Below are 13630 nucleotides of genomic sequence, written 5' to 3'. Positions count from 1 at the left end.
GGCAGTCATGGCAGTAGTCCTTTGCAAGTACCCGGACTCAGAGCCAACGAGCCGGATGACGCCCCAATACCGGCGTCGGCAATGGATATAGCATGTCTCGCTGACAGATTTCAATATCTGTCAGTCAATAATCCGTGATTGACCGGCCTTCGAGCGCCCGCTCCCCATCCCCAGCGGAAGCCTTACTGCTGGTCCTTGGGCGGCATCCGCGGCGGAAGCAGCGGTGTAAACGACACTCCGTCGCCGTCGCGGGGCGCTGCGGCCAATGCCCCGCCCGTGGAGGGGTCGCCGCCCGAAGTATCGATGATCGCTGTCGGCATGATGTACTCCCGGGCGGCCTGGAGAAGGTTACCCCCGCCATCGCCAAAATCGGCGGCGCGGCCGCCCTGTGGTCGCCCGGCGGCGATCTCGCTGGCCGCTTTGTCGGTCTTTTGCGCGAGCTTGTCGCTATAGGGAAGCCGATGAGCCCGCGGGACGCCGCTCGGCCGATTGCCGTCATCGAGCGCCTCGACCCAGAGATAGATCGAACCCGGATCTCCCTCCAGCGAGTGCGGCTCCACGATCCGGGCCTGCAGCAGCTTGAAGCTTGCGGGCAGAGCGTCGACGCTGGCCCAGCCCAACAGTCCGCGAACGCCGATGAAGCTCGCAATGTAGAACGCGCTGGTCACGACCACCAAGACCGCCTTGGCCGACCAGGGCAGCCGTGCATAGACCAGGACAATCAGCAGCAGCGCGCCGATTAGCGCGTAGCTGACGGAGAGCGTGAGGACGACCGATTGCAGGTTATTCACGGCGCATCCTGACACCGGTTTTCGGATCGAGGTCGGCACCGTTGGCGCGGACATTGCGGAACGTCTCCATCAGCGACTTGTGCCGCTGCTGGACGTCGACCACCTTGCCCTCGGCATCGAGCCAGAAGCGCAACGCAGTCTTTTCGTCGCCGGTGTGGTCCACCGTCAGGCGGTCGTCGAAGATCACCTGCGCGGTCGGATTGAGTTTCTGGACCTTCACCTTCACCGCGACGGGCTGCCCTGTCGTAGCCTGGAAGTGCGAGATGTTGACCGTATACTCGCCGGAGACGACGCCGCGCACGGTGACGATCTCCTCCCGGATCGGCGAGTGAATCTTCTTGCCGTTGACGACGATGAAATCATTGGCGCCGCCGCGATCGTCGCGGTCGAGCGTGAGAAAGCCGGCCTCGCGGCGACGGTACCAGGCAACGTTGCCGGCGGGGTCCTGCACGAACAGGTCGAGGTCGTCGGGATGATTGTCGGGCCAGTCCATGGTGATGATGAACTCGGCCTTGGAATCGATCTTGCCGTCCTTCGCATCCGGCGAGACCGCCAGCAGCGCCAGGAAGAACAGGAACGCGATCACCTGAAGCGCCTTGAACAGCATCACGCCGAGCGGATCGAACGGCTCCTCGCGCGGATAGAGACCGAAGTCATCGATCATGACTTTCGTTCCAGCGCGGGCGTAACGTGCGTCTCGGTCAGCATGACGGCGTCGGAAAACACCCGCTGGGTTGCGGCGTCCAGCATGTAGTATTGAATCTTCACGAGTATGGAGCCGATCAGGCCGGCCAGCGTCGTGTACATGGCCACCGCCATGCCGTCGCTCATCAGGCCCATGGATGATTTCATCGCGGCTTTGTCCGCCGCGTCGAGGGTTGCGATCGGCGCCAGCATGATGATGAAGCCGATGATGGTGCCGAGCAGTCCGAGCTTCATCAGCGTGTCGGACACGAAGGCGCCAAACCCGTTGGAGCCGCGCAGGCGATCGGCGAGCGAGCGCAGCAGCAGGGTCTGGTCGATCCGCCCGGCAGGCTGCGCCTGCGCCTTCATCACCAGGTTGCGGATGTGATCCGGCACCAGGCCGCCCGGAAGTGCACGCACGTCATCAAGTCCCCTTAGCTCCCCGGGCGCCGACAGGAGGGCGCGGCAGCGTCGCGTGATCTCGCCCTCGCGCGCGATCGCGCGGCTGCGCCAGAAGCAATGGAAGCAGGTGAGGATGTAGAGGACGCCGATGACGCTCGAAATATAGGTGCGGTCGGAGACGACGATGAGATGGAGCAACCCGTAGCGCCAGAGCACGACGACGGCGAAGACCGACAATCCGGTGAAGATCATCCACAACAGCAGGACGCTGCGTTCCGACGTCTCCGCGGACGATAAGATGTCGGCGCTTGCCGTGGTACTCATGCTGCGCAGCTCCTTGGGCAGGCCGCAGGCTTCCACCCGACGCGGGGCAGCGAACGGGCCTCTGGCCTTTGTTAGATCAGCCGTCCCGGTTTCGTCCAAAGACATACGCCCAGGATTGGTTGGGAAAATTTCCCGAGTTGCACCGCGCCGCCCGGCTTGCAATTGGCACCAATCGGGGGTGCTGTTAGGCTTACCGACACGCCGCGGAGTGATCGCATGCGCCTCGTGCTTCAACTCGTCGCCCGCCTGCTTATCGTCGTCACCCTGTGCCTTGGAGCAGCCACCATCTGGGCGACGATCGACGCCTATCGCAGCGTCGATCGCGCCACGGCCGCCTCGGCCGAACGCGTCTCGGTCGCGCTGGAAGCGCTGTATTGGCGCGAATTGATGTTGCGCAGCAGCAGAATGCGCGAGCAGCTGGTGCCGGTGCCGGAATGGCGCACCATTCAAACGATGAGCCTGATTTCGCCGGGCATCTGCGTTCAGATCGAGCCCGCCGGCGCATTCGAGGGGCCGCTCTGCGGCCAGAGCAAGGGGATCGGCCAAACTCCGCCGCGCTGGTTCGCAGCCGCCGTGCACACCCTGCTCGGCAGTCACGGTCCGGTCGTCCGGCCGATCAGCACGCGCGCCGCCAATGCAGGCAGTGTCTCGGCCACGCCCGATCCGAATGCCGCCATCGCGCTGGCCTGGCAACACGTCCTCGACAATATCAACCTCGCTTTGCTGATGGCGGTGGCAATCGCGCTTCTCGCATCGCTGGCGATCGCGCATACGCTGGCGCCCGCACAACAGATCGTCACCGCCCTGCAGCGCATGGCCCGCGGCCAATACCGGCCGTCACTGCCCCGCTTCCAGTCGATGGAACTTGCCATGATCGGACAGGCCGTCGGCGATCTCGGCGACCGCCTCGCGCAGTCCATGGAGGAACGCGCCGCGCTGACCCGGCGTCTGCTCGAAATCCGCAGCGACGAACGTCGTGCGCTCGCCCGCGAATTGCACGACGAGTTCGGGCAGAACCTGACCGCGATCCTGGCTTTCGCCAGCACGATCGAAGCGACAAGCACGCGGGAAAACGACAGGAGCGAAGTCGCGCAGGATGCGCGGATGATCTCGCAAGCCACCGATCGCATCATGGCCAGCCTGCGGGATGCACTGAACCGCCTGCGCCATCCGCCCGCCGAGGAACTCGGGCTGGAGGCCTGCCTTGTCGACCTCGTCGATAGCTGGCGGTCACGGAATGCCGCGCAGCCGATGATCCAGCTCGACCTCAAGGGCGATCTCGCCGACGTCCGCGGTGCCGTCGCCGCGACTGCCTATCGGGTCGCTCAGGAGTGCCTGACCAACTCCCTGCGCCACAGTTCGGCGCGCGAGATCGTGCTCCGGATCGAGCGGCGCACGGGGACGGAAAACGCGCTGCTGGTCCATGTCGAGGACGATGGCGGCGGCGATGCGGCCAGGGTGGCAGCGTCCACCGGCTTCGGGCTGACGGGCATTCGCGAGAGGATCACCGCGCTGGGCGGCTCGCTGTCGATCGCGGATGCCCATCGCGGGGTGAGCGTGGCCGCCACGATCCCGCTTGCAGCCTGATGACCGCGCCGCAGACGCAAGGCATTTCGATCCTGCTCGTCGACGACCATCCCGTGGTCCGGCAAGGCTATCGGCGCGTCCTCGAACACCAGGACGATTTCCATGTGGTGGCCGAGGCCGACAATGCGGCCGACGCCTACCGTGCATTCAAGGCGCACGCTCCCGCGGTCGTGGTGATGGACATATTGATGCCGGGCGCCAGCGGCCTCGAAGCTGTCAGGAACATCCGCTCGCGCAGCTCCAGCACCCGCATTCTCGTCTTCAGCATGCATAGCGAGGCAGCGCAGGTGAAGGCGGCCTTCAATGCCGGGGCGAACGGCTATGTGACCAAAGGCTCCGCCCCTGCCGAGCTGATCCGGGCGATCCGCTCGATTATCCGCGGCGAGCAGGCGATCAGTGATGACATCGCCCGTGTTCTGGCGATGGACAGCCTCTCCCCTTCGGGATCGATGCTCGATCAGCTCGGCGAGCGGGAAATCGAGATTTTGAGACAACTGGCAGCCGGCGCGACCACGGAGCAGATCGCGGCAAACCTCAACCTCAGCATCAAGACCGTGCAGAACTACCACTACCTGATCAAGACCAAGACCGGCATGCGCACGGATGCCCAGCTTGTCCGCCTCGCCGTGGAGTGCGGGCTGGCGACCCTGTAGCTGCGGGGCTCCACGCCTTTTTTTGGCCCGGCCGGGGCAGTTTTCCCGCTCTCGCAGCCCCGTACGGGTGGCCTCCTCCGGCACGATTTGCTAAAGCGCAGCGTAAAAAACATTTGGCCGGGACCCGCCCGCAAGCGCCCGCCCACCTGCCCGGAGTCGTCGATGATCCCCCGCTACACCCGCCCGGAAATGGCCTCGATCTGGGAGCCCCAGACCCGCTTCAAGATCTGGTTCGAGATCGAGGCGCATGCGGCGGACGCGCAGGCGGAACTTGGCGTCATCCCGAAGGAAGCTGCGAAGACCGTCTGGGCCAAGGCGCGCAACGTCACCTTCGACGTCGCCCGGATCGACGAGATCGAGCGCGAGACCAAGCACGACGTCATCGCCTTCCTGACCCACCTCGCCGAAATCGTCGGCCCCGAGGCGCGTTTCGTCCACCAGGGTATGACTTCCTCCGACGTGCTCGACACCTGCCTCAACGTGCAGCTGACCCGCGCCGCGGACATCCTGATTGCCGACCTAGACAAGGTGCTGGCCGCGCTGAAGAAGCGCGCCTTCGAGCACAAGATGACGCCGACCATCGGGCGCTCCCATGGCATCCATGCCGAGCCGGTGACGTTCGGTCTCAAGCTCGCCTATGCCTATGCGGAGTTCTCCCGTGCCCGCGCGCGGCTCGTCGCCGCCCGCAAGGAAGTCGCGACCTGCGCGATTTCGGGTGCCGTCGGCACCTTCGCCCAGATCGACCCGCGCGTCGAAGAGCACGTCGCCAAGGCGATGGGGCTGGAGCCCGAGCCGATCTCGACGCAGGTAATCCCGCGCGACCGCCACGCGATGTATTTTGCAACGCTCGGCGTGATCGCCTCTTCCGTGGAACGGCTGTCGATCGAAATCCGCCATCTGCAGCGCACCGAGGTGCTTGAAGCCGAAGAATTCTTCTCCGAGGGCCAGAAGGGCTCGTCGGCAATGCCGCACAAGCGCAATCCGGTGCTGTCGGAAAACCTGACCGGCCTCTCGCGCATGGTGCGCGCCTATGTGACGCCGGCGATGGAGAATGTCGCCCTCTGGCACGAGCGCGACATCTCGCACTCCTCGGCTGAGCGCATGATGGGGCCGGACGCGACCGTGACGCTCGACTTCGCGCTGATGCGCCTTGCCGGGCTGATCGAGAAACTGTTGATCTATCCCGCCAACATGCAGAAGAACCTCGACCGCCTCGGCGGTCTCGTGCATTCGCAGCGGCTCCTGATCGCGCTGACGCAGAAGGGCGCCAGCCGCGAGGACGCCTACAAATACGTCCAGCGCAACGCCATGCCGGTGTGGCGCGGCGAAGGCGACTTCCAGACGCTGCTGAAGAAAGACCCGGACGTGAAGAAGCACCTGAGCGATGCCGAAATCGAGGAGCAGTTCGACCTCGGCTATCACTTCAAGCACGTCGACACGATCTTCAAGCGCGTGTTCGGCGAGAGCTGACGGGAAGCGTCGGCGAGGCCGTAATCGTCGTCGTCGATGAACGTTAAGCCGCATTCTCAATTGGGGGAAGTTCCAACCGATGCAACCGCTTGGCAGGGCTTCTCTCGCACACTGGTCGAACCTTGCCGGTGTACGCCGGCTGGCCCGCCCCCGGCAGTTTTCCGGCCTTGCCAAGCCGATTTAAATGGCTCCAAATCGTCGTATTCGCCGTCGACAATCTGCATGCCCCGTCGGCCCCCTCAAAGCAACCTAACGGTAACCGCAAATCGGCTAAGGTCGCAGCGTGTCATCACCGCCCAAAATCCTCGTCTTCGACTCCGGCCTTGGCGGCCTCACGGTGCTGCGCGAGATCGTGCGGGTCCGGTCTGAGGCGCACTACGTCTATGTCGCCGACGACGCGTTCTTTCCCTATGGCCATCACAGCGAGGAAGAGATCATCGCCCGCGTGGTGCCGCTGGTCGGCGAACTGATCGCGCGCCACGCCCCCGTTCTGGTGGTGATCGCCTGCAACACCGCGTCCACGCTGGTCATGTCGCATCTGCGCAGCGCCTATAGCGTGCCGTTTGTCGGCACCGTGCCTGCGATCAAGCCGGCCTGCGCCAGTTCGAGGACCAAGCGCGTGTCGGTGCTCGGCACCAAGGGCACGGTCAAGCGCGAATATACCAGGCGCCTGATCGACGATTTCGCGCAAGGCTGCGAAGTGACGCTGGTGGGATCGGCAGAGCTCGCCTCGCTCGCCGAATCCGCGCTCAGCGGCAACGACGTCCGCGACGAGGATATCGCCGCCGAGCTTGCCCCCTGCTTTGTCGGAGATGGCGCTGTCCGCACCGACACCGTCGTGCTGGCCTGCACCCACTATCCGCTGCTGCTCGACCGCCTGACACGGCTCGCGCCGTGGCCGGTCGACTGGATCGATCCGGCCCCCGCCATCGCCCGGCGCGCATCCGAACTGCTGGGATCACCGGGCCGGCAACGCGATGACGCCGGGGCCGAGATGATCTTCACCTCCCAGCGGCCACACAGGCTGAGCCAGGCACTGATGCCGTTTTTCGGCGGGCGCGTCCTGGCATAAAGGCGCCTGTGGGCATGTATCAAAAAGGAAGAGTCGAGAAGGCACCGCTGAAGTAGAGAACGCACCGGCGATGGTCTCGATTACTCTCGCGGCATCGAGAATTCCTCCACACGAAACTGTAAGACTTTCTGGTAGGAGGCACCGAGCCACCTTTCCGGATGCCCCCCGGACCGTGCCACTTAGTCAATCTATGCCGGATGCCATATTCAGGCTGGCTGCGACTCTTGGCAGAATTTCGCGCATGCTACTCGAGCAGACGATCACCCTTGGGCAAATGCGGCAGTCCGGCTCTCGCCGACTGCATGTGTTCTGCGGCGACAACAAGTGCTCGCATTCGGTTGTGATGGACGCTGACTGCTGGCCCGAGAGCCTGCGGCTGTCTGATCTGGAGGCCCTATTCGTCTGCTCGGTTTGCGGCCATCGCGGCGCCAACGTGCGGCGGGATTATCAGGCAGCAGAGCCACAGCTCGCCAGCGTCCACCGGTAAGAACATCTGCCGAGACCTGGGGCCTTCGTAGAACTACGCGGACAATTTAGGAACAAACTGTCACGCCGGCGTACTACGGCCACCTCCGTGTCCGTCTTCCCAAACACCCCCATCCCGGAGGCAGGTCTGCCCGCCCCGGCGTTGGAGCACCACCAAGAGGCCGCGGCTTGGCTGGGCCTTACTGCTCCTCTAATCGACGAAGCTGCGCCAGTAACTCTGCCTCTAATTCCCGAAGGTGAGTTGCCGTTGGTTCACTAACGTATTGTTTGGCAAGCTGTCTACAGCGCGCCAACTTTTCATGGACTGCCAATTCTTCCCGCTCGCGATCCATAAACGCAAGATACGGACAAAGCGGGAAATGTTCAACACCAGTGCAGGATGATCAGCTTGCCAGATGCAACTGCGACATGCACAATCGGCTATTTCGCGTCTAGTCGATCAAGCTAGAATCGGGCTTGCGGTGGGATACAAAAAAGGTTCATCCTGAACGCATATTTGAGAGTTCTAAGTGGATTGGACGAATCTCGCAGCGCAAAGACGCAAACTGATGGCAGCTTTTTCGCCTTCCCTTTGCGCAATGAATTATCCGGTTCGGAGATTGCGGCGGGTAGCCCGGGCTGCCGGCGCCAGACAATTTAGACTTGGCGCTGGGATAGCAAGAGGATTAAGGCACCCCGCTGGGCATGCGAGGCCAAGTCTATGTTAGATGTGTCCCTGGACCAAGGAACATTCACGCGCTGCATCCGGCTGGTGATCGCAGATCGACAACCAATCGTTCTGCAGGGGTTGAGGTCGGTATTCGCAGCTCAGGACGACTTTGAGATTGTTGCGTCGTGTAGTTCCGGATCAAACTGCCTCGATGCGATTCGGAATTTAACACCCGACGTTGCGCTCGTAGCTGACACGTTGCCTGACCTGACGGTATCCGAGATCCTCGCTATTGCGAAAGCAGAGAATCTTCCCACTCGGCTGGCGTTCTTTGCCGAACCCGAAGGAGACGACGATCTCACTGCGGCAATCGCGGCCGGCGCTTGCAGTGCAATTTCGAGCTACGCAAACCCCGACACCATTCTGCGTTCCCTGAGGCTGATGACGGAGCGCACCAGTGCGCGCCAAGACCTCTCGCCAAACGGGAAGGAAGCATACGGCGCCAAAATCGAAAAAATGCTGAGGGTGCTCACGCACCGCGAGCGCGAAATCATACGACTAGTGGCCGAAGGTTTGTCGAACAAGGAGATTGCGCGCCAGCTGAACCTTTCCCCAGGCACAGTCAAAGTACACCTCTACAACATATTTCATAAGCTTGAAATCAGTAATAGGACCGTGCTCGCCACGATCGCGTTGTTGCAACGATCCACCGGCTTCGGCACGCTCTCGCTTGCCGCCCTGGCCTTCGCAATTTCGAGCGACCTCAAGGCGTCGGACGCGAACAACACCTTCCTGGATGAGGACAGCACCGCCTACAAGGATCTTGAGCACTCCGTATTTGAGCTCTGGAAGAAAGCGATCCTCCGGCACGTCATCGCTGCAGATCCCGGCGAGACGGTCGCGCTCACCCAGAGAGACTCCCCAATTAAGGCGAACCAAGTCACGCACTCGACGGCGAGAATGGAAGAGCTGCACGCGGCTGAGCAGGCCGTCCTCTCCAACTTCGGGAGAAGTTACGGCCCGATCGGGTCCGGCACACCCTATCCTTTCATTTCGCCGCTGCTGCAAGCGATTAACCAGACCGGCAGCCCCACGGCGCAGCAGCAGTTCCCGCCACTGGAGTTTGCCTCGAATCCGATAAAGAGTCGTGGAGGCTATGGCGCCTTCAGCATAGCCGCCGGCGTGGGGATCTACACGCTCAACAACTCCCATGCCGCAGTGCAGGTGCTCGACCCGGGCGTGATCGACGCATCCGCGATCGCCACCATGGATGGCACCACACAAGTGGCGACGATCACCATTCATGGCGCCGGCCATGCAGATCCCAACGATGTCGATAACCCGGCTTCGGGGCCAGTTGTCCACGACTCCAGTCTGCCGCTCGCGTTTGGACAGGACAGCGTCACAGGAGAAGGTAACGCGGGCCAAATAATCCATGGCGTCGCCGGTGACGACACCCTCAATCGCACCGGCTTAGTGGATGTTATCTACGGAGGCTCGGAGAACGATACGATTGCGGGTACCGGTGGAGACGACACGATCTACGGAGGATCAGGCAGCGACACCATCAACGGCAACAACGGCAACGATACCATCATCGGCGGATATAACGGTGACCGGCTGACGGGCAGCAAGGATGATGACATCTTTGTCTATCTTTCAGCGATCGACTCCAACTCTACCCGGTTCGACACTATCATCGACTTCACATCGGGAGAGGACAAGATCAACCTGGCGGCTTTCGGCGCCCTGGCGTTCCTGCACATGACGTCAACAAGCAAGTCCGTGCCGCCGCATACCCTCGCCTGGATCTACAACCCCGCGAGCAATGAAACGATCGTCTATGTGAATCCGACGGATCGCAGCCTTGATATCGGCGATCCGGCCCTGCTGGAAATCCATTTGCAGGGAGTTGTGTCCGTTGCCGAGTTGGATTTCGTCTACGAGCAGGAAGCGGCGGCTGGCGCGGCGGTCTTGGAAGGAATCGATCCTGCGTTGCTGGCGGCGGCTGCTAGCGATGGGACCGTTCTCACGGCTGGCACCGCCATTGAAACGGATGCGAGCGAGAGCGCGGTCGAAACGGATGGTATCTGGACCATGCCTGCCGACGACGGATTGAGGTTCCATTTCGGGCGAGACCGGGTCGGTTCCAACGTTTCGAGTAGGCTCATCAATTTCGGCGACGATCCAACTTATGCAACCGAGGAGAGCGACGACGATGGTGCGGCTACTGTGCCGGTGCACGTATCATCAATCGAGCTTGCTCATAGCCAAGCGACGGTCCTGACCGAGGACAATCTCACTTTCAAGAAGGAGCCGGTCCACGCGAACACCGGGTCTAAGGAAGCCGGGAATGGCAAGGCGCCCGCAACCGCCGGGTTTGAAATTCTCGAGTTGGCAATGCAAAGCGCCGCCCCGGTCGCAGTCGCAGAGCCCGTCGAACCTGACGTCGCACCGGGCAATAGTGGCGGCCATGGCAACTCGCCACACCCTTCGCACTCGGCCTCTGCAAAGGCATCGGCGGCCGGCGAATTAACCGAACCGGGCGTCACATCGGGCAACGGCGTCGGCCACAACAACTCGTACTCTTCACATCAGGCATCCGCAAGTACTGTGGAAGCGGCCGAGCCGGTCGAACGTGGCGTCGCACGGGGTAATAGTGACGGCCACGCCAACTCGCCGCACCCGTCACACTCGGCCTCTGCAAAGGCATCGGCGGCCGGCGAACTAACCGAACCGGGCGTCACATCGGGCAACGGCGTCCACAAAAACTCGCACTCTTCACATCAGGCATCAGCAAGTACTGTGGAAGCGGCCGAGCCGGTCGAACCTGACGTCGCACCGGGCAATAGTGGCGGCCATGGCAACTCGCCACACCCTTCACACTCGGCCTCTGCAAAGGCATCGGCGGCCGGCGAATTAACCGAACCGGGCGTCACATCGGGCAACGGCGTCCACAAAAACTCGCACTCTTCACATCAGGCATCAGCAAGTACTGTGGAAGCGGCCGAGCCGGGCGAACCTGACGTCGCACCGGGCAATAGTGGCGGCCATGGCAACTCGCCACACCCTTCGCACTCGGCCTCTGCAAAGGCATCGGCGGCCGGCGAATTAACCGAACCGGGCGTCACATCGGGCAACGGCGTCGGCCACAACAACTCGCACTCTTCACATCAGGCATCCGCAAGTACTGTGGAAGCGGCCGAGCCGGTCGAGCGTGGCGTCGCACGGGGTAATAGTGACGGCCACGCCAACTCGCCGCACCCGTCACACTCGGCCTCTGCAAAGGCATCGGCGGCCGGCGAATTAACCGAACCGGGCGTCACATCGGGCCACGGCGTCGGCCACAACAACTCGCACTCTTCACATCAGGCATCCGCAAGCACCGTGGAAGCGGCCGAGCCGGTCGAACCTGGCGTCGCACGGGGTAATAGTGACGGCCATGGCAACTCGCCGCACCCGTCACACTCGGCCTCTGCAAAGGCATCAACGGCCACCCCCCAGCCGGCCGAACCCGCGTTCGGGACCAGCGGCGCTGGCCAGGCATTCCACTTCAAAGATCAGCCTCCCCCTTCCACCCTCACCGCGACCGTTGAGCCAGAAGCGCTTAACGATACGCCCGTTCTTCACGGCGCCGAGCTGGCGGCAATCCTTGAGATGGGCTCACCTGCTTTGGAGGAACACGCGACCAGTCACGACAATAACGGTCGGCACCATTCCATAGCACATTCGCCCCACGAACTGCTCACGTGAAAAGTGTTGGCAGCGGAGTCCCCTACGATCGCAGCGAGCTGCCCATCGTGATGCGCAGACGAAGGCGCGGCACGCGCTACAGCAGAACCGTGCCGACGCCTGTGCGCAGGATGCAACTTTTTTATGTAGTCCCGAGGCCGGCCTTGGCGCATTGCTCATCCTGGTCGCCGGTGACGCCGCTCACCCCCACGCCGCCAGTGACTTTGCCGTCGACCATGATCGGCAATCCGCCAGGCGAGGCGAAGATACCGGGAAGTGTGGCCGTGGCCGGCCCGCCCTTGTTGATCGTCTCCATGAAGACGCGCGTCGGGCGCCGATAGGTCGCCGCAGCCTTCGCCTTGCCGACGGCGATGTCCATGCTGGCCGTCTGCGTATTGTCCATGCGTTCGAAGTACACGAGGAAACCGTGATTATCGACGACAGCGACTGCCACGTTCCATCCGTTTTTCTGACATTCGGCGACGACGCCGGCTGCGATCTTCTTCGCGCCCGCGGCGTTGACTGCTGTGCCGTAATCGGGGCGCTTGTCTTGAGCAGATGCGCCGACGGTAAGGGCGGCAAGTGCGGCAGCGACCAGTATTGTCCTCATCTTTGTCTCCTCCCCTGGGTTTATTGTGCAAGGGATTATACCGGGACGAAACGTCGATGTCCGGTCTATGATGCCGCAAAGCTCCTGGTTAGGGCCAGCCAAGCGCTCGACATGCGTGTACGCTCGGCCCAATTGCCGGCCAGCCGTCCGTCCGATTTCCGAAGACTGCTTCGAACTGCCTGATTTATCCATGTGAAACCGAACGCCGAATTTTTGAACGAGTCATTTGATGAGGGAGTTTTCTGCCTTGACCTCCGCAAAACCTGCGCCGCTCAACCGTCTGCGCCAACTATGGCGGGAGGGACGCCCGACCTTCGGCGCGATCGCGACCATCCCCTCGATCCAGACCGTGCAGATCATGGCTCGTTCGGGCATCGACTTCATCATCGTCGATCTCGAACACGGGCCTATCGACCTCGGCTCGGCGCATGCGATGATCACGGCCACCGCGGGCACGCCCTGCGTGCCGATGGTGCGGATTGCCGCCAACGAGCCGTGGTTGGCGAAAGCGCCGATGGACCTCGGCGCGCTCGGCATCAACTTCCCGATGATCTGCAGCAGCGAGGACGCCGAAAAGGCCGTGCGCAGCGTGCGCTATCCACCGAAGGGCGAGCGGCTATGGGGCCCGTTCCACGCACCACTCCGCTGGGGCGTGTCGATGCCGGAATACATGGCGACCGCCGACGATGACGTAATCTGCATGATCACCATCGAGCATGTCGAGGCGGTCGAGCGCATCGACGAGATCATGGCAACATCGGGCATCGACCTCGCGGTGATCGGTCCCGGCGACCTTGCGACCTCCATCAACAAGCGCGGCCTGCCTGACGATCCAGAAGTCGTGGAACTGATGAAGCGGGCCGAGGAAGGCATCCTCAGGAGCGGCGTGCCGATCGGCGGCGTGGCGCGTACCGCCGAGCAGGCCAACAGGATGATCGACCGCGGCTATGTCGCGCTGGCGCTCGGCTTTGACTGGTCGCTGTTCCAGCGCGGCATCGCTGCGAGCTTTGACGGGATCAGGCGATAGGTGCCGAGATGGCGGCAAGCCCTTCAAAGTCCTTGGAGTTTACGTCGCCCTGCGAGCTGCCCCGCCGGCTGACCACTCGGCGCGAGAACCTACTGGCGTCAAAACGCCTTGTTCGTGCTAGATGAGGGCCGGCAGGCTATAAG

At 62.7% G+C, this 13630-nt stretch carries 10 protein-coding genes; 6 read left to right on the top strand and 4 right to left on the bottom strand.

The annotated features are described in order from the left end of the window. Nucleotides 1–182: 182 nt before the first annotated feature. Genes ACH79_RS27350 through ACH79_RS27340 form a run of 3 tightly spaced genes read right to left on the bottom strand, consistent with a single transcriptional unit; the run spans nt 183 to nt 2201 of the window. The gene (locus ACH79_RS27350) at nt 183–791 is read right to left on the bottom strand and encodes a hypothetical protein (RefSeq protein ID WP_161853706.1); all 609 of its coding nucleotides are present in this window, start codon (nt 789–791) and stop codon (nt 183–185) included. Then, the gene (locus tag ACH79_RS27345; RefSeq protein WP_161853705.1) at nt 784–1455 is read right to left on the bottom strand and encodes a hypothetical protein; all 672 of its coding nucleotides are present in this window, start codon (nt 1453–1455) and stop codon (nt 784–786) included. Before ACH79_RS27345 ends, ACH79_RS27350 begins: the two co-directional genes overlap by 8 nt. Beyond that, nucleotides 1452–2201, bottom strand: coding sequence for a MotA/TolQ/ExbB proton channel family protein (locus tag ACH79_RS27340; protein WP_161853704.1), 750 nt, complete (start codon nt 2199–2201; stop codon nt 1452–1454). The genes ACH79_RS27345 and ACH79_RS27340 overlap by 4 nt, the downstream gene beginning before the upstream one ends. A 216-nt stretch (nt 2202–2417) precedes the next feature. Between ACH79_RS27340 and ACH79_RS27335 the strand changes: the two genes are divergently transcribed. From ACH79_RS27335 to ACH79_RS27315, 5 genes are all read left to right on the top strand, one after another. Continuing rightward, complete coding sequence (locus ACH79_RS27335) at nt 2418–3788, top strand: histidine kinase (protein WP_161853703.1); 1371 nt, start codon at nt 2418–2420, stop codon at nt 3786–3788. Beyond that, nucleotides 3788–4441 (top strand): response regulator transcription factor, encoded by a 654-nt coding sequence (locus ACH79_RS27330; RefSeq protein ID WP_161853702.1) that lies wholly within the window; start codon nt 3788–3790, stop codon nt 4439–4441. Before ACH79_RS27335 ends, ACH79_RS27330 begins: the two co-directional genes overlap by 1 nt. A gap of 162 nt (nt 4442–4603) precedes the next feature. Continuing rightward, entirely contained in the window at nt 4604–5911 is a 1308-nt protein-coding gene (purB, locus tag ACH79_RS27325; protein ID WP_161853701.1) for an adenylosuccinate lyase, read from the top strand. 283 nt (nt 5912–6194) lie between these two features. Beyond that, on the top strand, nt 6195–6983 hold the full coding sequence (murI, locus tag ACH79_RS27320; protein WP_161853700.1) for a glutamate racemase: 789 nt from the start codon (nt 6195–6197) through the stop codon (nt 6981–6983). A 1186-nt stretch (nt 6984–8169) separates the two neighbouring features. After that, a complete protein-coding gene (locus ACH79_RS27315; RefSeq protein ID WP_161853699.1) occupies nt 8170–11871 on the top strand; it encodes a LuxR C-terminal-related transcriptional regulator in 3702 nt (1233 codons plus the stop codon). A 121-nt stretch (nt 11872–11992) separates the two neighbouring features. On the opposite strand, the gene ACH79_RS27310 is transcribed toward ACH79_RS27315, so the two are convergent. Then, on the bottom strand, nt 11993–12460 hold the full coding sequence (locus ACH79_RS27310; RefSeq protein ID WP_161853698.1) for a heme-binding protein: 468 nt from the start codon (nt 12458–12460) through the stop codon (nt 11993–11995). A 247-nt stretch (nt 12461–12707) separates the two neighbouring features. Between ACH79_RS27310 and ACH79_RS27305 the strand changes: the two genes are divergently transcribed. Continuing rightward, nucleotides 12708–13487 carry an HpcH/HpaI aldolase/citrate lyase family protein gene (locus ACH79_RS27305; protein ID WP_246738149.1) on the top strand — a complete coding sequence of 260 codons (780 nt, stop codon included), beginning with the start codon at nt 12708–12710 and terminating at the stop codon, nt 13485–13487. Nucleotides 13488–13630: the final 143 nt, after the last annotated feature.

The sequence above is a fragment of the Bradyrhizobium sp. CCBAU 051011 genome (assembly GCF_009930815.1).
In the GTDB taxonomy this organism is placed as follows: Bacteria; Pseudomonadota; Alphaproteobacteria; order Rhizobiales; family Xanthobacteraceae; genus Bradyrhizobium.
This window is presented reverse-complemented; position numbering and strand designations above follow the sequence as displayed.